The sequence below is a fragment of the Actinorectispora metalli genome, assembly GCF_056323685.1.
Window position 1 is genome coordinate 441595 of record NZ_JBREYE010000002.1, and the last position, 21621, is coordinate 463215.

Consider the following 21621-nt stretch of genomic DNA (forward strand, 5'->3'; position numbering starts at 1 on the left):
CGGGCACGGCCGCCAGCCGTGCCCGCACCGCTCGGGAGAGGGGTCTGGGCGTGGATGTCGATATCCGGGTGCTGCGGCACTTCGTCGCCGTCGCCGAGCAGCGCAGCTTCACCCGCGCCGCCGAGCGGCTCTACGTGTCCCAACCCGCGCTGAGCCGCCGTATTCGCAGGCTGGAGAAGGACCTCGGCGTCGTATTGCTCGAGCGCACCACCCGTGACGTCCACCCGACCGCCGCGGGCGAGGCCCTGCTGCGCACCGCCCGCAAGATCATCGCGGATTGGCAGCATGCGCAGCACCTGATCCGCGCCGCACACCGCGTGGGCGGCGCCGCGGGTTCGATGCGGAGACTCCGTGAGGGCGCGGACTAACCTGATCGGAGGCGCCGCCGATACGGATCGAGGAGACGGGTGCTGGCCAGAGCGACCGACGCGACACAGTTCCTCTCCACCGCCGCCGTCTTGTTCACGATCTTCCTCACGGTCGCGGCGGGTGCGCTCATCAGCGGACTGCCGCGCGATCCGGCCGAGTTGGTCGAGCGGAAGTCGGGGGAGAGCGTCGAGCAGGGATTCGCCCGCGCGATCCGCTCACTCCTGTTCGATTTGGTGGTGCTGAACGCGATCGGCGTGCTGTTCCCGTTCACCTGCCTGTTCGTCGGGGTGTTCACCCGGCTGCCCACGACGCTGCTGGTGATCTGCTTCGCCTACACCGTGCTGGTGTTCCTCACCAACCTCGCCGCCGTGCTCTTGCTCAAGTTCGCACCCCGGCTCTACGCCGCGGCGATGCGCAGGCGTGCCAAGGCGACCGTCACCGAGGACGAGCCCGCCGACACTACGACCCCATGAAGTCCTTGGCCCACTTGTAGAGGAAGTACAGCGGGAAGAACAACACGGCCAGAACGATCAGGACGGGCCGCGCTCCGCGCTTACCCTGCTTTCCCTTGGGCACGGTGGGACTCCCCAGACCTCGACGGTGACCTTCCCGCCAGGGTACTGCGCTCCGGGCGGCTCGCGGCGGCGTTCACAAGGTGTCGACAGGACTTGGCACCGCCACGTTCAGCATTCACCCTGTGACCACGACAAAAGGGAGAGCCATGAGGTTCTGGACGAGTCGCAGACGGATCGGCGCGCTGGTGGGCTCGGCGTTCGCCGCGGTGTTGATCCTGCCCGCAGCCCAGGCGCCCGCGGGCGAAAACGGGGCACTGGCGTGCCCGTCGGTGAACCGGAACTGGGCGAGCCCCGGGCCGTTCGCCGTCACCTCGGGATCCACCGGGGCGGGCAACACGATCTTCCGCCCGACCGCACTCGGCGGCCTTGGCTGCGGCAGCCACCCCGTCATCCTCTGGGCCAACGGCGCCGCGGCCACCGTGTCGTCCTACACCGCGCTGCTCACGCACTTCGCCTCGCACGGCTTCATCGTGGCCGCGGCCGAAGGGCGGTCCGCCGACCCCACCCAGGCGCTGGCCGGACTGGACTTCCTCAGCCGCGAAAACAGCACCCAGGGCAGCGTCTACTTCGGCAAAGTCGACCTCAACCGTGTCGGCGCCACCGGCCATTCGCTGGGCGGCGGCACGGCGGTCGGCGCGGGCGCGGACCCCAGGGTCGACACCGTGGCGCCCCTGTTGGGCGGTCCGTTCAACGACCCTGCCCGCCTCCACGGCCCCGCCCTGTTCTTCGCGTCCCAGTCCGACCTCATCGTCTGGCCCACGGTCGTCCTCGACCGCTACGAACAGGCCTCCCAAGTGCCCGCCATCTACGCCGAACTGGCAGGCGCGGGCCACTTCGAGCCCAGCAGCGACGGTGGCCGTTTCCGCGGTCCGGCCACCGCCTGGTTCCGCTTCCACCTCATGGGCGACCAACAGGCACGCCCCGAGTTCTTCGGCCCGAACTGCGTCCAGTGCACCGCGCCGATCTGGTCGAAGTTCGAACGCAACCCCAAAGCCGTCGCGTTCTAGCCGCCCGCGGTTCACAGCAGGTCGAGCTGCCGGAGGTCGGTGACGTACTTGCGGATCAGCGCCGAGGTGAGGTGCGGGATGTCCTCATCGATCCCGGCGGACCGCACCGCGGCGCGGAACCGTTGGGCGGGGATCACCGAACCGTCGACCGGTTCGCCGGGTGCGGCGAAGGCGTGCAGCAGCGGGAGCAGGGAGTGCTGCCGCTTGCCGGTGGGCAGCGCGCGGATCGCGGTCTCGAAGCGGTCGAACCACTGGCCGTAGTCGTCCAGCCGCTCGAGCGGCCTGCCTGTCTCCACCAGCCAGTCCACGACGGTGTCCAGCGAGATGCCGTCCTCATGCGGGTTCACCACGTTGTAGGTGTGGAACCCGGCCGTCGCCCGCTCGCCGAGGACCGTGATCGCCTTGGCGGTGAAGTCACCGGGCAGGCCGTCGTAGTGCGCCCGAGGGCGCTGCCCGCCGTCGGTCCGGTAGAAGGAGCGCGGCGCGATCCCGGTCGCCAGCAGGCTGAACAGCAGCCGGGTGAACATGTCCGGCACGTTGAGCTGCCCGGTGTAGGTGCTGTGCGCGAGGATCATGTCGGAGCGGAACACCGCGGCGGGCAGCCCGTACTTCTCGTGCGCCTCCCGCAGCAGCACCTCGCCCGCCCATTTGCTGGTTCCGTAACCCGCCGCGTAGCTGTCGTCCAGCTTGCGCACCGGGCTGATCACCCGGATGTCGGTGACCTCGTCCAGGTCCGACGGCGCCACCTGGCCCGCCACACCCACCGTCGACAGGTAGGTCACCGGCTTGAGCCTGCTCGTCAGGGCCAGCCGGACGATCTCGGCCGTGCCCACCACGTTGGGCCCGAACAGCTGGTCATAGGGCAGCACGTGGTTGACCAGCGCCGCCGGGTGCACCACCAGGTCCACCTCGGACGCCAGCCTGCGCCAGGTCTGCTCGTCCAAGCCCAGTTGCGGCTCACCGATGTCGCCCGGCAGCACCTCCAGCGAGCCCGCCAGTTCGCGGTAGTGCCGCAGCAGGTCCTCGTCGCCGCTGTCGAACGCGGCGTCCAAGCGCCTGCGGGCGGCCTCCGCGTCGGTACCCCGGACCAGGCAGATCAGCCTGCCGCCGCGTGCGGCGAGGCGTTCCAGCCACTCCAGGCACAGGAACCGGCCGAGGTAGCCGTTCGCCCCGGTGAGCAGCACCGTGCGCACCGTCTCCGCTGGGCCTGGCAGCCCAGGAGCGAGCTCCAGCGTCTCGGTATCGATGAACTTGTCCAGAGTGAGCTGGTCGGCGCGCACCTCGCCCGCGTCGGCGCCGTGCACGGCGCCGAAAGTCGGCCGCTTCGCCCCCGAGGCCAAGGCGTCCTCGATGTAGGCCGCAAGCCCGCGCAGGTCGGTGGCCGGGCTGGTCACCACCCCGACGGGCACCTCGACGCCGAAGATCTCCTGGAACAGCCTGGACAGCGTCAGCGCGGACAGCGAGTCGCCGCCAAGGTCGGTGAAGTGCACGTCGGGGCCGAGGTCCGAGCCCGCGCAGCCCAGCAGGGCCTGGGTGGCCTTGCCGACCGTGTCGAGCACGGGCCGGTCCCGCCCGGTGCGCCGCAGCTCACGCAGCAGGTTCTCCTGGCCGGTGGCGAGCTCCTCGTAGAGCTGCTCCAACCGCTCGCCGTAACGCTCCCGCAGCCGCGGCGGCAGCAGCTTCCCGGCATCCGACAACAACCCGTTGCCCACCGTCCACGGTGTGGTCTCGATCAGCAGGTCGCGGGGGATCTCATAGGAGTTCAGGCCCGTCTCCCTGGCGATGTCCTGGAGGGACTCGCCGAGCGCCGCCTTCAGCTCCGCGCCCGCACCGAACCGCTCCAGCGCCTCCTCGGTGGGCACGACAACGCCGAGCAGGTAGGAGCGCTCGCTGCTGCCGTACATGAAGATCTGCCGCACCAGCGGGCTGTTCGCGAACACGGCCTGCAGCTTGGACAGGGCGACGAACTCGCCCTGCGACAGCTTCAGCACGTTCTTCCTGCGGTCCACGTAGACCAGCCGGTCCGGCCCGATCTGGGCCATGATGTCGCCGGTCCGGTAGAACCCGTCCTCGTCGAAGATCTCCGCGGCGATCTCGGGGCGCTTGTAGTAGCCGCTGATCAGGTTCGTCGTCTTGACCAGCAACTCACCCCGCGGATGCGGCGAGTCGGTGCCGAAGTAGCCAAGCTCGGGCACGTCGATGAGCTTGTAGTCGAGCACCGACGCGCGCTGCACCACCGTGTCCAGCAGCAGCACGCCCGCCTCGGTGGAGCCGTAGCCGTCGTGCAGCGGCAGCTCGAGGCAGGACTCCATGAACGCCTCGATCTCGGGCGAGAGCGGGGCGCTGCCGCACAGCACGGTCAGCAGGCGCCCACCGAACAGGTCCTCCCGCAGTTCCGTCTTCACCGCGTCCTCGACCTCAACCTGGTTGGCCGCCCCGTCGGACGCGAGCAGGCGCCGGTCGGTCTCGCTGTGGAACCGCTGGTACACCATCTCGCAGACACGGGGCACGAACACGACCTCGGTGGGCCGCGTCAGCGCCATGTCCTCGAACAGGGTGGACAGGTCGCTCGCGGCGGTGAAGTAGCAGGTGCCGCCCCGGCCCAACGTGCCGAGCAGGGTGGCCCGACCGGCGATGTGGCTCAGCGGCAGGAAGTTCAGCGAGATCACCGGGACATCGCCCCACCGGTTCATCCACCCCCGCCACTGGCCGGTGACCTGGCGTTCGGTGTACATCGCACCCTTGGGTGTTCCGGTGCTGCCCGAGGTGTAGATCAGCGTGACCAGCCGGTCCTGCGCCGGAGGTGGGTCGAACAGGGGAGCGGGCGGCGCGTCCTCGCCCCGCGCGATGACCTCGGCCAGCGACTCGACCGCGATCGCCTCGCCCAGTCGGGCGCGTGCCGCGTCGAACCGTTCGCGTTCCTCGTCCACCTCGGGGTGGTAGTCGAACACGATCAGCTGCCGCAGTGTGTCGCTTGCCGCGGCCACCTCCACCGCGGTGCCCAGCATCTCGACGCTCGTGGCGAGCACCAGGGGAGCGGTCTCCTCGATGATGGGCCGCAGATTGGCCGCGGTGGCGCTGGACTGCAGCGGCACGGTGACCGCGCCCGCGTGCACGCAGGCCAGGTCAAGGACGGCGTAGTCGCTGCTGGTGAACCCGACGGTGCTCACGAAGTCGCCTGCCCGCACCCCGTCCTGGTGCCAGGCCGCGGCGACCGCGCGGGCCCGCTGCCACACCTGCCGGTAGGTGATGGTCGCGAAGCCGGGCAGCAGCCTGCGCGAGGTCCGGCCGGTCGCGGGATCGGTGACCTGTTCGCTCGCTCGCTCGGCCAACGCGGGCCGGTCGGCGTAACCGTCCATCACCGCGGCCACGATCCTGGCCAGGGTCGCCTTCGGGTCGGTCACCACCGCGGCGACCTCTTCGCTCGGGAACGCCGCCTTGAGCTGCGGGTCGGTGGTGATCAACTCGCTGATGCGCAGCTGCTCGTGCCGCGCCAGGTCTTCGGACGCCAGGCTCTTGGACATCTCCGGTCCTCCCCTCGACGATCCGTCGCTCCCGAGGCGGATCGATAGATTCGCTAACTATATTAATCGCGAATGCGCTAGTCGGCGGATGATCTGCGTTACAGGGTTGTTATGAATCTACGCCCGTCCGGCCGCCCGAGCAACGATTCGTCACTGAGTGGGAGCCGGTTGGCGAAGCTGTGCCCGGTCTCCGGGTATTCCTTCACATCGTGCGGAATGTTCCGCTCGCTCAGCGCGACCTCCAACTTCCCGGCGGCACCGCGCAGGAGGGGGTCGCGGCGGCCGAAGCTCGCCACGATGGGGCACGCCTGGTCCAGCCTGGACAGGTCCTTGGGCAGATGGCCGTAGTGGGGCGCGGCGGCGAACCGGTCGGTGTGCCGCCGAATGTCCGCGGTGAGCCCGCCCATATCGTGCAGCACCACCACGCCGGGGGATGCCTCGCCCTTGCCCGCCGGTTCGGCGAGGTACCCGCTGATCGGCCCGCGCGGAGCGGGAACAGCGTATGCGGGCATGGCTCATCTCACGTGGGCCACGCATTCGGCGGGAGATTCTACATTTGAATGAACTGTCTGACGCTCATCCCGATTCAGGCAGACTCGGCGAGTGGTCCGTTGACAGTTAATGGCCTTCTGGGTTCACCACTTGCCAATATCGATAGGGTAGTTGCGGCCACGAACACGCAGTGTGGCCGCTCCATAACCGTATGGTGACCCGGTGAGGGGTCGTGGCCTGCCAGAGCCCCTGGGGCACAGCTCCGTTCGGGCTATTCGATTGGGTTTCGTCCTCTTCACTTTCAGCGTGGTCTGTGTTTGAGTGATTGCACCGTTGGTGCACCCTGGCATTGACGGGAACCCTGCCCATCAATACTGCTTTCACTTTCTCGGAAACAGTATTGCCCTGCTTGATGGAGTTAATCATGCGCGAATTCCCAGCGATTCCGCGGAAATCCCCGTCGTCCCTGGTGAAAAGGATCATGATCGGCGTCGTGGCCGTCGCGAGCCTGCTGGCCATGCCGGTCGGGACCGGCGAATCGGTTCCGCAGACCGACGCGCTCGTCGCGAACGTGGAGGCCCACGGAACCTCGGTGGGCACGGCCGAGGAAGCAGGCCCTGCCCCTGCCAACCCGGTCAACTACCAGGCGATGGCCCGTGACCCCCGCAAGTTCACCATCACCTCGTCCTGCTCGTCTTGGGCGAGCCAGATCCGACAGGGCGCCCGGCACTGGGGCGCCTCGCTCAGCGAAGGCGGCGGCACCCCGGTCTACTGCCAGAACAGCTACATCTCCAACTGCGGCGGTGGCTCCAGGGTCGTCGGCTGCAACTGGGGCATGGGACAGCGGATCGCGCTGTACCCGGGTGGCGTCCGGGACGTCGCGCTGCTCGCCGCGCACGAGTTCGGCCACGACTGGTACGGCCACACCTCGGGCTGTGCGAGCTGGAGCAACGTCATGGGCCCGACCATGTGCTAGCAACTGATCACCTCGGCTGACCCAGGCGGGTACCGGATCGGTGTGATCCGGTACCCGCTTCGCGTCCCCCTGACCGGGCGCCGACATCAGGTTGCCGGATCCGCTTTGCAGAAACTTGGGCCGTCAAGGAGCCATGACACCCGGCTGGGATCCCAGTCCAGGATGCGGGTGTGGCATCCGGTCTGAGCTTCACGGAGAGTAGTCGGAATCTCGGTTGGTCGGCGAATGGGCCGGCGGTGGCGGGGCTAGTGCTACAGGAGAGCCGTAGCTTTGCCCCCTCTGATTGCGTGCCACCGATTGGTCTAGCCGTTGACGGGGCGGGGTCCACGTCTCAAGAAAGCGGAGAGTCCACCACGTGGGAACGGGAATGCAAATCGTGTCTTCTTTCCGCCACCTTTCTCCACCACGCAGAGTCCACCCGACCGAGGTTTTGCGGAATAAAGATCGGACCGTTTAGTCTGATCACGGGTAATCGCTTACCAGAAAGCGATCTCTCGGGAGGGTTATATGAGATACGGAACTGCCCTGCGTGACGATATCAACGGCAGTGAGATCACTCCGTTGATCGGCATCTACGACATGTTCTCCGCGTCCATCGCCGCCAAACACTTCAACGGCATGTTCATTTCCGGGTTCGGGTTCGCCGCTTCGCATTACGGGCTTCCGGATATCGGGTTCATCGCGTGGCCCGATATTGTTAATTTCGTGCAGCGGCTGCGGCTGGCGTTTCCGGGTAACCACCTGCTGGTCGACATCGACGACGGCTACGTCGACCCCGAGGTCGCCTGTCACGTCATCGAGCACCTCGAAGCCATCGGCGCCTCCGGGGTGATCCTGGAGGACCAGAAGCGACCCCGCCGCTGCGGGCACGTGGACGGCAAGCAGATCCTTCCGCTGGAGGAGTACCTGGAGAAACTCGAACTCGTGTTGCAGACCCGCCGCGACCTCGTCGTGGTCGCCCGCACCGATGCCACCGAGGAGGAGGAAATCCTCCGTCGCGCCAAGATCCTCGCGGAAACCGACGCCGATGTGCTGCTGGTGGACGGGGTGCGCAGCGTGGAATGGATCAGGGCGGTGCGCGGGGTGGTCGGTGACAAGCCGCTGCTGTTCAACCAGATCGCGGGCGGCAAATCACCCCGCATCTCGCTGCCCGAGCTCCAGCAGCTTGGTGTGAACGTCGCGATCTACAGCACGCCATGCCTGTTCGCCGCGCAGACCGCGATCGACACGACACTGCACCAGCTTCGCGAAGACCAGGGCAAGCTGCCCCCGGTCACCGCGGGCAGCGTAGGTGTGGCCGAATCGATCGCGCTGTTGGAGCGCAATATGAGCCGACACCACCCGAAGCCTGTCGATTTGCTCGTCTGATCATTCCAGACGTGGACGAAGAACTGGGAAGCGACGTATGCGTCTCCGGATTGACCCTTATGTCCTTGCTATCCTTTTCGTGGCAGTGGCCGCCACGATACTTCCCATTCGCGGCGAATTCACCGGAATTGTGGACCTGGGAATCAAGGTGGCGATCGCCTTGTTGTTCTTCGTCTACGGAACCAGGTTGTCAACGAAGTCGACCTGGGCCGCACTCCAACACTGGCGCCTGCACCTCGTGATCCTGCTCAGCACGTTCGCGGCTTTTCCATTGTTGGGACTGGCCTGTGCCGTGCTGGTTCCGACCGTGCTGAGCGAGCCCCTTTACATCGGACTGCTCTTCCTTTGCGTCTTGCCGTCCACGGTGCAGTCGTCCATCACGTTCACCTCCGCCGCGGGCGGCAATGTCGCCGCCTCGATCTGCAGCGCCTCGTTTTCGAACATGCTCGGAGTGCTGCTCACCCCCGCGCTGGTGAGCATGCTGGTGACCACGGACGGTAGCGGGCTGTCGGGAGCTTCCCTTGGCCAGATCGCGCTCCTGCTGCTCGCTCCGTTCGTGGTCGGCCAGCTTGTCAGGCCCTGGCTGGCCGAGTGGGCACACCGCAACAGCAAACAACTGTCGCTGATGGACCGCGGCGTGATCCTGGCCGTGGTGTACTCCGCCTTCAGCAAGGGCGCCGTCGCGGGCGTCTGGCACCAGCTCACCCCGATGCGCATCATGTTGCTCGCCGTGGCGAGCGCGGCACTGCTCGCCGTCGCGCTCGGCATGACCTACGCGACGGGTCGCTGGTTCGGGTTCAATCGGGAGGACCGAATCGCGATCTTGTTCTGCGGTTCCAACAAAAGCCTGGCCAGTGGCCTGCCCATGGCCACGGTGCTCTTTTCCGGGCAAGCCGTCAGTTTGATCGTCTTGCCGCTGATGCTGTATCACCAGCTACAGCTCATCGTCTGTGCCTGGCTCACCAGGCGTCTGGCCGCGCCGCAGCGGGCATCGTCAACAGCGACAACGACATCAGCCACTTAGGAAAGAGCCCCCAGTGTTACGTGAAGCCGTTCTCGCAGGGCCGTTCGCGCTCCTGTCGCTGCTCCCCGGTGGGGCCGCGATGGCCGAACCCTCGGAACTGCGAGACATCGAGCGCAACCCGAACTGCTGCTCCCTCGTCCACGTCCAACCCGTGATGGGCGACAGCGTCTTGGAGGTCGACCGGACGCTCAACGCCAACGACGGCCACGGCAGCGCGGGCAGCGACAACCAGGGCGACGCCGAGAAGCACCCGCGATAACCACAGCGCCGATCCGCGTGCTGAACCCACCGAGGGACGGCACGCGGATCGCGTTATTCCACGACGACGTCGTGGTGGGCCTGACCGCGCTTGAGGAACACCACGTGCTGGGAGACGGTGTCCCGGAACAACCGGCCCGCCCGCTTCCGGTCGAACGCCTCATCGGAGAGCCTGCGGACCTCGATCAGCTCGCCGCAGGTCTCGCAGCGGACGGTGGCCGCATGCGAGTACATTCCACCCTCGCGGGCCCGAGACTTCGGCGACAGCTCCTCGTCGGCGAACGCCTGCGAGTTGCGCGTCGTGCACGGCAGCGGGACCTTGGTCCAGTGTTCCGGCCGGGCGAGGTGGAAGTGCTGAAGCCAGAGCTGCGCAGTGGTCATGGATACCTCGGAGATCACGTGAACCGTGTGCGCCAGTGTCCAGTGTCGATGACAGGATCGAGCCCGCCGTAATACGAAAGTGAAGCGACCGTGTTGGAAAGGTGCTCAACGTGGCGGTCCACAGAGTGGTGGCGGACCTGGAGAGCGCATCGCCTGCGTACTCTGCGGCCTTCTACGGTCGGGTCCTCGGGCTGAAGGTGGTCATGGACCACGGCTGGATCGTGACGCTCGCCGACCCCGAACGCCCCGAGGAGCCGAGACCGTGCACGGCCTCACGGACGAGCCGTGGGGCGTGCGCCGCTTCTTCGTCAAAGACCCCGATGGCCACGTCATCAACGTGCTTTCGCACAGTTGAGCGCCCGAGGGCGTTTGCCTGCGTGACAACAGCGTGATCAGCCCGGCTACGGTCGGGTGAATGCGACTGTTGTTCTCCTCCGGGGCGGGTCACAGCCACATCGCGCCGATGCTTCCGCTGGCCGTCACGGCGCGAAATGCCGGGCATGACGTGGTGTTCGTGACCGGCCCCGGCGCCGAGCAGTACCCCGAGGGCGCGGGCCTGACAACGGTGACACTGGGCCCGCCGACCACCGACATGGTCGACCGCTACCTGCGGAAACATCCGATGGACACCCTCCAGGCGTTGAGCATGGACGAGCGGCTGTCGCACCTGGTGGCGCACTGCATGATCGGGATCGGCGCGGCGGAGCGCCTCCCGGACATGCTCACCTACCTGCGAGAGTTCCGGCCGCACCTGGTGATCTCCAACCTCGCCGAGCAAGCCTCGGTGATGGCCGCCGCCATCGCGGGCGTGCCGTACGCGATGCATGCCATCGGTCCGCCGAAATCGGCCTCGGTGATGGCCGAGGGATGGCGGATCGCGGGTGAGATCGTGCGGCGCAACGGGCCGAGCGAACTGCGCGCCCGCGATACCGTCCCGTACCTGGACATCTGGCCCGATGGCCTGCGGCCGCGCGATACCGCGTGGGAGTACCCGAACCTGTGGCCGCTGCGACCGGAGAACGTGATCCCGGTTCCCGGCGAACGGCCCCCGGTGCTGGACGGGCTGCCCCACGAGCGAACCGCGTACGTCACACTGGGCACCACTCACAACACCCGGCCGGGCGTGCTGGAGGCCATGATCGCCGCATTGCACGGCGAGGGCGTCAATGTGATCGCCACGATTGGATACAACGGTGACCGGCAGCGGTTCGGCACCCAGCCCGACTACGTGCGCATCGAGCACTTCGTGCCGCAGCAGCGGCTGCTACCGCACGTGGACGCGGTGGTCTGCCACGCGGGGGCGGGCTCGGTGCTCGGAGCACTGGCCCACGGGAAGCCGCTGGTGGCATCCCCACTGGCCACCGACCAGTTCGACATGGCCGCCCAGATCGCGGCGGCAGGCGTCGGCTTCAACGTGGCGCCGACCGAGGATGCCATCCGGAGGGCATTTCGCTCCGTCAGGGACGACGCGTCACCGCGGCGGTCCGCGGCGGTCATCGCGGGGCGGATCGCGGCCATGCCGCCGCCGAAGGAAGTGCTGGATCGGCTGTTGGAGTACGCCGTCAGCGGTTGAGCTGGGTGAGGAACTCGATGTTGGTGCGGGTCTTGCGCAGGCCGTCGAGCAGCGATTCGATGTCGCGGCCGTCCAGGGCGCGGCGGAGGGCGCGGGTGGCCGCCAACTCCTCGGGGACCAGCAGCAGTTCTTCCTTGCGGGTGCTGGTCTGAGCGATGTCCACGGCGGGAAAGACGCGCTTGGCCGCGATCTTCCGGTCCAGTCTGAGTTCGGCGTTGCCGGTGCCCTTGTACTCCTCGAAGATCAGCGTGTCGCCGACCGAACCGGTCTCCACCAGCGCGGTGGCGAAGATGGTCAGCGAACCGCCGTTCTCGATGTTGCGTGCGGCGCCGAGGAACCGCTTGGGCGGGGTGAGCGCACTCGCGTCGACACCGCCGGACAGGACGCGCCCGGAGGCAGGGGCGGCCAGGTTGTAGGCGCGGCCCAGCCTGGTCAGGGAGTCGAGCAGCACCACGACGTCTTGGCCTGCCTCGACCAGGCGCTTGGCGCGTTCGATGGCCAACTCGGCGATCGCGGTGTGCTCGTGCGGCGGATGGTCGAAGGTGGAGGCAACCACCTCGGCGGGCACGGCTCGCGCCAGGTCGGTGACCTCTTCCGGCCGCTCGCCGACCAGCACCAGCATCAGGTGGCACTCGGGGTGGTTCTTGGCGATGCCGTGTGCGATCGACTGCAGGACCGAGGTCTTGCCCGCCTTGGGCGGCGCCACGATCAACGCGCGCTGGCCCTTGCCGACCGGCATCAGCAGGTCGGTGACGCGGGTGGTCAGGATGTGCGGCTCGGTCTCCAGGCGGAGCCGCTCGTTCGGGTACAGCGGCACCAGTTCGGAGAAGTCCGGCCGGGATGCCGCGTGGCGGGGGTGCTGCCCGTTGACGGTGTCCACCTGCACCAGCTGCTTCTCGCCCTTGTTGGCCGGGCGGGTGCGGCCGGTGATGGTGTCGCCGCGACGCAGGCCGTGCTCCCGCACCAGCCGCTGCGGGACGACCGCGTCGTCCGGGCCGGACAGGTAGCCGTCGGTGCGCACGACGGCGCGGTTGTGCACGATGTCGAGGATCCCGGCGGTCAGCCGCTCCTCGACAGGAATGTCGTTGGTGTTCATGGAGTTTCTTCCTTTGTTGATCAATGAGAGGTGCGGTGACCGCGCTGAGAGCGCATGCCGCGGAACTGATCCCACAACGGCCCAGGTCGGGCGGTGCGAAAGGGATCTGGAAAAGATCTTGTGGGAGAACGTGGTCTGCATCCACAAGAACGAGACGCCACCGAGGTTAGCTCACGGAGCGATCGTCGCGCAACATCGAATCAACAGAGGAAAGATTCGTCGCAGGTGCTAGGCGCCGTGCAGCGTGCGCACCCGGTGTTCGGTCGCCGAGGAGCGGGCGGCTTCGATGACGCGCAGCGGCTCCACGGCGCTTGCCGGGTCGACGGGAAACGCGCCCTTGCCGAGCAGCGCGTCGCGTACCTGGGTGTAGAAGCGCTCGTAGCAGCCGGTTTCGGTGGGCACGCGGACGGTGTCGACGCCATCGCCGAGCACACCGGCGTCGGCCTCCGGCTCCACGCCCCAGCCCGGTTCGCCGGGCCGCAACCCGGCCAGCACCTGTGGCTCCTGGACGTCGAGGCCGTACTTGGTGAACGCCGCCTGGTCGCCGAGCACCCGGAACCGTGGGTTCCGGGTCGCCGCCAGCGCCGAGGCCCACAGGTGCGAGCGCACCCCGTTGACGTGGCGCAGCGCGACGAACATGTCGTCGTCGACGGCCACTCCCGCCCGGCGGCCGTCCAGTTCCGCGTAGACCTCGGCCACCGGTCCGAAAAGCTGAATCGCCTGGTCGACGATGTGGGCGCCGAGGTCGTAGAGGATGCCGCCCGCCTCGGCCGGGTCGCCGAACTCCCGCCAGTTGTCCTTGGGCTTCGGCACCCAGCGGTCGTAGCGGGACTCGAAGCGGAAGACCTCGCCCAGCCGCCCCGACTCCAGCACCGAACGAACCGTCAGGAAGTCCGAGTCGAACCGGCGGTTCTGGAACACCGTCAACCCGACCCCCGCCGCGGCCGCGGCGCTCACCACCTGCTCCGCCTCGGCCACCGTGGGGGCGAACGGCTTGTCCACCACCACCGGGATGCCCGCCTCGATCGCGCGCAGGGCGAGCGGGACGTGGGTGCGGTTCGGCGTGCTGACCACCACCAGGTCCATTTCGCGGGCGAACAACGCGTCCGCGTCGGGCAGCACGGCGGCACCCGGGTAGTCCGCGACGGCCTGACCGGCGCGCTCGGGGTTGGCGGTCACGATGGCGGCCACCGCGAGGCCGGAGGTGGCCTGGACCAGGGGAGCGTGAAAAACCCGCCCACCGACGCCGTAGCCCAGGATGCCCACGCGAAGAACCATGCGCTCAATAATACAACACTGTTGAGTAATTGCTAGGATGCCGCCGTGACGGAGACCGGGGTCAACCTGCGTGGCGTGCGGAAGCACAACCGGGCCCTGTTGCTCGCCGAGATCCGCCGCGCGGGCGGCCTCAGCCGGACCGAGTTGGCGCAGCGCAGCGGCCTCACCCAGCAGGCTGTATCGAAGATCGTCCCGGAACTGCTGGCCGCCGGCCTGCTGACCGAACAGCGCCAGCCCGCCGCAGGCGTCGGCAAACCCCGTACCCGCCTGGCGATCCGAGGCGAGGCGCGGCACGCACTGGGAGTGCACCTGGACAGGGATGAGGTGCGCGCCGTCCGCATGGACCTGGCGGGCGAGGTGTGTGCCTGCGTTCGGACCGCGCTGCCCGCCGGGTTCGGCCCGGCCGAGGCGGTCGAGGCAATCGCGGGCTGCGTCGCTGAACTGTCCACGGACACCGTGCTCGGGCTGGGCGTCGGCGTGCTCGGTCCGCTCGACCACCGGACCGGGGTGCTGCACGACGCGACGAACCTGCCCGGCTGGCACGAAGTGCCGCTGCGCGACCTGATCGCCGAGGCCACGGCACTGCCGGTGGTGTTGGACAAGGACACCAACGCTGCGGCGTATGCGCACCGCTGGCGGTCGGCCGCTGCGTCGGCGACTGCGGTGGTGCTGGTGGGTACGGGTATCGGTGCGGGGTTTTTGATTGGCGGCGACGTCTATCGGGGGCCGCGCACTAACGCGGGGGAGTTCGGGCACACCACGCTTGCCTTCGACGGTCCGCGTTGTGCCTGCGGGCGGCGCGGCTGTGTGGAGGTGCTGCACAACGCGGCTGCTGCGAGGGCGGATCACCGGGAAGCGGCGCGGTTGTTGGGTATCGGGCTCGCTGACCTGGTTCGGGTGCTGGACCTGGACCGCATCGTGTTGGCGGGCCGGGGCGTTCGGGCCCGGCCTCGGCTCTACATCGAGGCGGTGGGTGCCGGGCTTGCTGTTGCTCCACCGTGGACGCAGGTGCGGCTGGATGTGGATGAGGTGGGGGAGGACGTGGTCGCCGTCGGCGCTGCGGCGGAGGTGCTCGCTGGGTTTTATGCGGAACCGGTTTGATGCGCCTCGGTGTGGGGTGTTTTGCGGATGCGGGTGCTTGGTTTAGCGATTTTTATGTGCCGCTGGTGCGGTGGGTTTTTCGGTTGGGTTTGGTGGGATTTGTTGTTTGACATGGGGCCCCTGCGGTGCCGCGGAAGGGCTTTACCGGGCAGGCTTCGCATGCCCTTCCTCGCGGCGAGCTTAGCGGCACCGCCACCCCATGTAAAACAACAAATCCCACGATACAATTTGTTGGCGTCCGGTCGAGTGTCGCCTTTTCGGTGACCTTGCGTGATTGATTGTCCAGCCCTTTCGGGTGATGCGATATCGAACAGGTATTCGATATCATGGGGGTATGACTTCTTTGGGGGAGCTCCGTCACACCTCGCCGGTGGGTGAGGTGTTGGAGGCCGTGCTGGCCACCGACATCTCGGCGGTCTCCGATGATGAGGCGTTGTCGGTGGTGGTGTTGGCCCGCCGGTTGCAGAGCTTCGCCAAAGCGGTGGAATGGGAGGCCGCCTACCGGTTGTGGGAGATCCGCAAGGCCGAACCGGAGGTGTCGTGGGGCTCGTTCTGCGACACCGAGATCGCCTCGGCGGCGAAGCTGTCCCCGCGTGCGGCCGACCGGGTCCTCAGCGACGCGGTGACCATCTTCGGGGACCTGCCCGCCACCCACGCCGCCCTGAAAGAGGGGCGGATCGACATCGGGCATGCCTACGCCATCGCCCACGCCACCACCATTCTCGAGCCCGAGATCCGAACCCGAGTCGAGCAGGAGGCCTTGGTGAAGGCTTCCGGTCGGACCGCGCAACAGTTGGCGAGCATCCTGCGCCGCACGGTGTCGCGGGTGGACCCGCAGGGGTGTGAGAAACGCTCCGAGCAGCGTCGCAGGGACACCTACGCCTCCAAGAAGCCCGGTGAGGACGGGTTCGCCCACTACATCATCGGCGGCGCCACCGAAAAGATCTCCGTGGTCGACGACCGGGTCGACAAGATCGCCCGGGCACTCAGGCGCGACGGGGATGAGCGCACCCTCGACCAACTCCGCTCGGATGTCGCTCTTGGCCTGCTCGCCGGCAGCCTGGATGAACGCACCCGCCACCTCGCCGCCTCCACCACGGCGGTCCTGCACATCATCACGCCCTTCACGACCCTGATCGGCGCCGATGACGTGCCGGTGGAGTTGGCCGACGGGAGCATGCTGCCCGCGTCGGTGATGCGGACCATCATCGACACCCACCGCGACACCGTCGTCTACAAACGCGTCCTGGTCGACGACGCCGGCATCGCACTCCCCCTCAGGCAGAAGGTCTACCGCCCGGGCCGCGAACTCACCCGCTATGTCAAAACCCGCAACCCGAGATGCTGCTTCCCCGGCTGCACCCGCAAATCCCGCAGCACAGGAATCGAACTCGACCACACCCACCAATACAGCCAAGGCGGCCCCACCAGCCACACCAACCTCGCACCCCTATGCGCCCGCCACCACCACACCAAACACCGAGGCGGCTGGACAGCAACCCAACCCCACCCCGGCACCCTGCACTGGACCAGCCCCACCGGACGCACCTATGAAGTCCCCCCACAACCCTTGCTCGACCCCACACCCCACAACAACCCGCACCCACCCCACAACACCAACCCGAACAACAACCCGCACCCACCACACAACAACCCGACCAACGACAACCCGAACAACCCGCACCTCGGCAAGCGGCCGACCCGAGTGGCACACCACCCCAAACACCCGCCGACCGCACCACCGAACCGCGCCACCCCACCACTCGTACAACGCATGCCGAAAAGCACCCACCCCACCCACCGAAGCCGACGCACACCCACGCCCACGCCCATAACCACGCCCATATCCATATCCGGATCCGGTAATTGCGGTGAAAGTGAAGGACCTCCACCCTTCTGAATCGTCGCCCTCGGTGCTTTTCTGGATTGACGGTGTCAGCGCGTCATCCTGGAGTGCTGGCGCCAGCACGTCCCCTCTGGACTGGTGCTCTCAGCACGCCCTCCCTCCCTGTTGTGGCGGCGTCAGCAGGCCTCCTGAACCGGCGGCATCAGAGCGCCCTTCTGAACTGGTGTCCTCAGCGCGCCCTCTTGAAGTGATGCGCTCGGCGGGCCTTCCGAACTGACGGGTTCAGTTCACCCTTCTGATCCAATGACATTGGCGTGCCCTTCTGGGCTGGCTATGTCAGCACGCCTCGTGAGCTGGCGTTCGCCGAGGGTCTCCTGAGTTATTGACAGATCTTTTGAATTGACGACATCAGAGCACCCTTCTGAACTGCCGCCCTCACCACGCCCCCTAAAGCGATGCGCTCGGCAGGCCTTCTGAACTGGCGGAAGTGTGCCCCTTCTGGACTGACGGCGTGAGCACGCCTTCCCGAAGTGACGGTCGGCAGCGGGTTTCCTGAACTGAGGACATCAGAACGCCCTTCTGAAGTGGCGACCTCAGCACGCTATCCAGAACTGATGGGCGTCTTCCTGCCGAACTCGCGGTATCGGCACGCCTCCAGAATGGAGGGTGTCGGCACGGCATCCGGAATTGCCGGTTTCCCCCATCGCGAAACCCTGTGCGAACCCCACCCGAAATCGCCCACTGGTAACCGCTGACCAAGGCGGGATTTTTTGATGATTTTCTGTGGGGGGAGCGGTGGTGCTAAGCTCGTCCGCGAGAGGGGCATGCGAAGCCTGCCCCGGAAAAGCCCCTCCGCACCACCGCTAGGGGCCCCACATAAAATCATCAAAAAATCCCGCCGGCGAACACCAACCAAGCGAAACCCAAAAGCCACCAGCAAAACCCTCAATCATCCCCACGCAAAGCCATAGCAGCCCGAACCTCATTCACGCCCCCTGATACCCAGACGAGGCGCTAGTGAACAAGCGTCTACTAAGCTGAGCTGGTGTCCCGCACCAGGCTGACCCCGGAGCAGCGCCGCGAACAGTTGCTGTCCGTTGGCGCGCGGTTGTTCGCCGAGCAGGCCTACGAGGACGTCTCCATCGACGACCTCGCCTCGCGGGCGGGCGTCTCGCGTGGGCTGATGTACCGCTACTTCGCCACCAAGCGCGATCTCTTCCGGGCGATCGTGGCGCTGGCAGCCGACCGGCTCGCCCTGGCCACGGTGCCCGACCCCGACCTGCCTCCCCATGAGCGGCTCAGCGCCGGGGTGACCGCGTTCTTGGCACAGGTGGAGGTCAACGAATCCCTGGTCCGGGCCGCCTATGCCGCCTCGGCGGACGAGGAGGTGCGCGCCGTCATCGCACGCACCAACCGCCTGCACGAGGACCGTGTTCTGGACGCGCTTCGCCACACCGGAGTGCGGCCTTCCCCGGCATTGCGCTTGGCGGTGCGGGGGTGGGTCGAGATGACCAGGGTGTTGGCGCTGGAATGGCTGGATAGTCGGGAGGTCTCCCGTGAGGAACTTGCCGGCATCTGCGTGCGGACGCTGACCGGGCTGGTGGACGGGGCCGTTCGGACGAGTGAGTCCCTTGCGGATACATCGGTGTATCCAATACCGTCGCCGGGTGAGGTGATGGACATGTCGGCGACTGCGGCGGTCAGCGTGCGCCGAGCCAAGACTCGGCAGCGGCTGCTCGACGGGGCGTTGGCGGTGTTCGCTGAGGAGGGTTTCGGCCGCTCCACTGTCGAGCAGGTCTGCGAGCGGGCTGGGTTTTCTCGCGGCGCGTTCTATTCCAACTTTTCCTCACTGGACGAGTTGTTCCTCGCCATGTGGGAGCAGCGGTCGGGCCGCATGCTGGCCGACCTCAAGGCGGCGGTGGCCGATGCTTCCGAGGCCTCGCCGGAGGATGCCTTGCGTGCCGCGCTTGCCGCTGCCCCCGTCGACGACGCCTGGTATCGGGTTACCGCGGAGTTCACCGCCCACGCCCTGCGCAATCCGCCGCTGCGGCGGGTGATGGCCGCCCGCGAGGCGTCCATCCAGGACACCATCCTGCCGATCATCGTGGACGCGCTGGAGCGCTCCGGACGCCGCGTCACCGACCGGACCGCGCTCGGCCACGCGCTGGTGGCCGTGCACGACGGCACCACCGTGCAGGTCTTGCTGGAACCGGACAACCCCGCGGTGTGGTTGCGTCGCCAGGAGTTGTTCCGCCAGGTACTCGACGCCTACAGCACACCGATCACCGAGGAGAAGTGAGTGAACGACGTCGCCGATGTGATCGTGGTCGGGGCCGGCTTGGCCGGACTGGTCGCCACCTATGAGCTCACCCGCGCGGGCAAGCGCGTTGTCGTGCTGGACCAGGAGAACGAGGCCAACCTCGGCGGGCAGGCGTTCTGGTCGCTTGGCGGGCTGTTCATGGTCAACACACCCGAGCAGCGGCGCCTTGGCATCAAGGACTCCTACGAACTCGCGCTGGCCGACTGGCTGGGCTCGGCGGGCTTCGATCGGGAACGCGACGACCACTGGCCGCGGCAGTGGGCCAGGGCCTATGTGGACTTCGCCTGCGGCGAGAAGCGCCGCTACCTCTACGACCTGGGCCTGCGGGTCACGCCGACCGTCGGCTGGGCCGAACGCGGTGGCGGCACGGCGACCGGGCACGGCAACTCGGTGCCGCGGTTCCACCTCGTGTGGGGCACCGGCCCCGAGGTGGTGCGTGTGTTCCGGGAGCCGGTGCTCGAGGCGGCCGAGCGCGGCCTGGTGACGTTCCGACACCGGCACCAGGTGGACGAGCTGATCGTCGAGAACGGCGCCGCGGTCGGGGTGCGCGGGACCGTGCTGGTGCCCTCCGCCGAGCCACGCGGCGTCGCATCCTCACGAGAGGCCGCAGGCGAGTTCGAATTGCGCGCGCAGGCGGTGGTGGTGACCTCCGGCGGCATCGGCGGCAACCACGACATCGTGCGCCGCAACTGGCCGGTGGACCGCCTCGGGCCGGTGCCGAAGTCGATGATCTGCGGTGTTCCCGCGCATGTCGACGGGCGGATGCTGGAGATCACCGCGAAGGCGGGCGGGTCCATCGTGAACCCGGACCGCATGTGGCACTACACCGAGGGCATCAAGAACTGGGACCCGATCTGGCCCGGCCACGCCATCCGGATCATCCCCGGCCCGTCCTCGATGTGGCTGGACGCCACCGGCAGGCGGCTGCCGCCGCCGCTGTTTCCCGGTCACGACACGCTGGCCACGCTCAAGCACATCGTGCGCGGCGGGCACGACTACTCGTGGTTCATCCTGACCCGCTCCATTGTGGAGAAGGAGTTCGCCCTGTCCGGGTCCGAGCAGAACCCCGACATCACCGGCAAGGACCTCAAACTGGTGCTGTCCAGAGTCAAGAAGGGCGCGCCCGGCCCGATCCAGGCGTTCCTGGACCACGGCGAGGACTTCGTGGTGCGCCCCAACCTGCGCGAACTGGTCGAGGGCATGAACGCCATCGCCACCGGCCCCGCCCTGGACTACGCGCAGATCGAGCGGGAGGTGGTGGCCCGCGACCGCGAGGTGGCCAACGCCTACTCCAAGGATCTGCAGCTCATGGCGATCAACAACGCCCGCTCGTTCTGGCCGGACAAGATCACCCGCGTGGTCAAGCCGCACCGCCTGCTCGACCCGGCGCACGGCCCGCTGATCGCGGTGCGCCTGCACCTGCTGACCCGCAAAACCCTGGGCGGCCTGGAAACCAACCTGGACTCCCAGCTCATGCGCACCGACGGCACCCCGTTCGACGGCCTGTACGCGGCGGGCGAGGTCGCGGGCTTCGGCGGCGGCGGCGTCCACGGCTACAACGCGTTGGAAGGCACCTTCCTCGGCGGCTGCATCTTCTCCGGCCGCGCCGCGGGCCGCGCACTCGCCAAGAGGCTGGCATGACGCGCACCGCGCTGGTGACCGGCGCCTCCTCCGGTATCGGCGCCGCTGTGGCCGCGGCGCTGGTCGACCGCGGGTACAAGGTGATCGGCACCAGCCGCAACCCGTCCGCGGTTGCCGACCCGGTGCCGGGCGTGGACTACCGCGCCCTGGACCTCACCGACACCGCCGCCGTCGAGGCCTTCGCCGCCGAAGTGGGCGAGGTGGACGTGCTGGTCAACAACGCGGGGGAGAGCCAGAACGGGCCGATCGAGGAACTGCCGATGGACGCGATCCAACGCCTGTTCCAGCTCAACGTCTTCGGCGCCGTCCGCCTGACCCAACTGCTGCTGCCCGGTATGCGGGCCCGCCACTACGGCCGGGTGGTCATGGTCGGCTCGATGAACGCCAGCTTCCCCATGCCCTACCGGTCGTCCTATGTGGCCTCTAAAGCCGCGATCAAGGGTTTTGCCAGCGCCGCCCGCCGCGAGCTCAGCCCGTTCGGCGTGGGCATCACGACGGTGGAGCCGGGTTCGATCAGCACCGGCATCAGCGACCGCCGCACCCACTACGTCGCGGCGGACTCCCCGTTCGCCGCCGAGTACCACACGATGATCAAAGCCATGAACGCCAACGAGGCAGGCGGCGTCTCCGCGGCGAAGGTCGCCGCCACCGTCGTGAAGGCGATCGAGGCGGAGCACCCCAAGCCGCTCTACGCGGTGGGCAGCAACGCGCCGGTGGTGTTCACCCTGCGCAGGCTGCTGCCGCGGTCGTTCGTGGAGCGGATGGTCGCCCGCCGCCACGGCCTGCGCTGAC

17 protein-coding genes and 1 pseudogene are annotated in these 21621 nt (G+C 67.7%); 13 read left to right on the plus strand and 5 right to left on the minus strand.

What is annotated here, in order from left to right; translation table 11 throughout:
* From ACU6XJ_RS22190 to ACU6XJ_RS22200, 3 genes are all read left to right on the plus strand, one after another.
* Positions 1 to 368 (plus strand): LysR family transcriptional regulator (locus ACU6XJ_RS22190; protein WP_476315001.1); only part of this gene is annotated, 368 nt, incomplete at its 5' end.
* A 39-nt stretch (positions 369 to 407) separates the two neighbouring features.
* Positions 408 to 842 (plus strand): hypothetical protein, encoded by a 435-nt coding sequence (locus tag ACU6XJ_RS22195; RefSeq protein WP_476315004.1) that lies wholly within the window; start codon positions 408 to 410, stop codon positions 840 to 842.
* A 248-nt stretch (positions 843 to 1090) separates the two neighbouring features.
* Entirely contained in the window at positions 1091 to 1951 is an 861-nt protein-coding gene (locus ACU6XJ_RS22200) for a poly(ethylene terephthalate) hydrolase family protein (RefSeq protein ID WP_476315007.1), read from the plus strand.
* A gap of 11 nt (positions 1952 to 1962) precedes the next feature.
* Here ACU6XJ_RS22200 and car read toward each other — a convergent pair whose 3' ends face one another.
* Both car and ACU6XJ_RS22210 read right to left on the minus strand, forming a co-directional pair.
* On the minus strand, positions 1963 to 5475 hold the full coding sequence (gene car / locus ACU6XJ_RS22205; RefSeq protein WP_476315010.1) for a carboxylic acid reductase: 3513 nt from the start codon (positions 5473 to 5475) through the stop codon (positions 1963 to 1965).
* A gap of 98 nt (positions 5476 to 5573) precedes the next feature.
* Entirely contained in the window at positions 5574 to 5987 is a 414-nt protein-coding gene (locus ACU6XJ_RS22210; RefSeq protein WP_476315013.1) for a dienelactone hydrolase family protein, read from the minus strand.
* A gap of 404 nt (positions 5988 to 6391) precedes the next feature.
* Here ACU6XJ_RS22210 and ACU6XJ_RS22215 point away from each other — a divergent pair, with 404 nt between their 5' ends.
* The 4 genes from ACU6XJ_RS22215 to ACU6XJ_RS22230 all read left to right on the plus strand — a co-directional run bounded on the left by ACU6XJ_RS22215 (position 6392) and on the right by ACU6XJ_RS22230 (position 9594).
* Positions 6392 to 6943 (plus strand): hypothetical protein, encoded by a 552-nt coding sequence (locus ACU6XJ_RS22215; protein WP_476315016.1) that lies wholly within the window; start codon positions 6392 to 6394, stop codon positions 6941 to 6943.
* Between the two features lie 507 nt (positions 6944 to 7450).
* Positions 7451 to 8311 carry an isocitrate lyase/PEP mutase family protein gene (locus ACU6XJ_RS22220; protein WP_476315019.1) on the plus strand — a complete coding sequence of 287 codons (861 nt, stop codon included), beginning with the start codon at positions 7451 to 7453 and terminating at the stop codon, positions 8309 to 8311.
* 37 nt (positions 8312 to 8348) lie between these two features.
* Positions 8349 to 9335, plus strand: a complete 987-nt coding sequence (locus tag ACU6XJ_RS22225; protein WP_476315022.1) for a bile acid:sodium symporter family protein — start codon at positions 8349 to 8351, stop codon at positions 9333 to 9335.
* A 13-nt stretch (positions 9336 to 9348) separates the two neighbouring features.
* Positions 9349 to 9594, plus strand: a complete 246-nt coding sequence (locus ACU6XJ_RS22230) for a hypothetical protein (RefSeq protein ID WP_476315024.1) — start codon at positions 9349 to 9351, stop codon at positions 9592 to 9594.
* Between the two features lie 53 nt (positions 9595 to 9647).
* Here the strand turns inward: ACU6XJ_RS22230 and ACU6XJ_RS22235 are convergent, their stop codons facing one another.
* Complete coding sequence (locus ACU6XJ_RS22235) at positions 9648 to 9974, minus strand: hypothetical protein (RefSeq protein ID WP_476315027.1); 327 nt, start codon at positions 9972 to 9974, stop codon at positions 9648 to 9650.
* A gap of 415 nt (positions 9975 to 10389) precedes the next feature.
* Here ACU6XJ_RS22235 and ACU6XJ_RS22240 point away from each other — a divergent pair, with 415 nt between their 5' ends.
* Complete coding sequence (locus ACU6XJ_RS22240; RefSeq protein WP_476315030.1) at positions 10390 to 11547, plus strand: glycosyltransferase; 1158 nt, start codon at positions 10390 to 10392, stop codon at positions 11545 to 11547.
* Here the strand turns inward: ACU6XJ_RS22240 and ACU6XJ_RS22245 are convergent.
* Positions 11537 to 12604 (minus strand): annotated as a pseudogene (locus tag ACU6XJ_RS22245) (transcription termination factor Rho, short form); the annotation flags it as partial. The gene ACU6XJ_RS22240 and the pseudogene ACU6XJ_RS22245 overlap by 11 nt on opposite strands.
* 267 nt (positions 12605 to 12871) lie before the next feature.
* Positions 12872 to 13921 (minus strand): Gfo/Idh/MocA family protein, encoded by a 1050-nt coding sequence (locus tag ACU6XJ_RS22250; RefSeq protein WP_476315033.1) that lies wholly within the window; start codon positions 13919 to 13921, stop codon positions 12872 to 12874.
* 45 nt (positions 13922 to 13966) lie between these two features.
* Here ACU6XJ_RS22250 and ACU6XJ_RS22255 point away from each other — a divergent pair, with 45 nt between their 5' ends.
* The 5 genes from ACU6XJ_RS22255 to ACU6XJ_RS22275 all read left to right on the plus strand — a co-directional run bounded on the left by ACU6XJ_RS22255 (position 13967) and on the right by ACU6XJ_RS22275 (position 21620).
* Positions 13967 to 15022: an ROK family transcriptional regulator gene (locus ACU6XJ_RS22255; protein ID WP_476315035.1), complete on the plus strand. Its 1056-nt coding sequence runs from the start codon at positions 13967 to 13969 to the stop codon at positions 15020 to 15022.
* Between the two features lie 334 nt (positions 15023 to 15356).
* A complete protein-coding gene (locus ACU6XJ_RS22260; RefSeq protein WP_476315038.1) occupies positions 15357 to 16922 on the plus strand; it encodes an HNH endonuclease in 1566 nt (521 codons plus the stop codon).
* A 991-nt stretch (positions 16923 to 17913) separates the two neighbouring features.
* A complete protein-coding gene (locus ACU6XJ_RS22265) occupies positions 17914 to 19167 on the plus strand; it encodes a TetR/AcrR family transcriptional regulator (RefSeq protein WP_476315041.1) in 1254 nt (417 codons plus the stop codon).
* Positions 19168 to 20829, plus strand: a complete 1662-nt coding sequence (locus tag ACU6XJ_RS22270) for an FAD-binding dehydrogenase (RefSeq protein ID WP_476315044.1) — start codon at positions 19168 to 19170, stop codon at positions 20827 to 20829.
* Positions 20826 to 21620 (plus strand): SDR family oxidoreductase, encoded by a 795-nt coding sequence (locus ACU6XJ_RS22275; protein WP_476315047.1) that lies wholly within the window; start codon positions 20826 to 20828, stop codon positions 21618 to 21620. The genes ACU6XJ_RS22270 and ACU6XJ_RS22275 overlap by 4 nt, the downstream gene beginning before the upstream one ends.
* Position 21621: the final 1 nt, after the last annotated feature.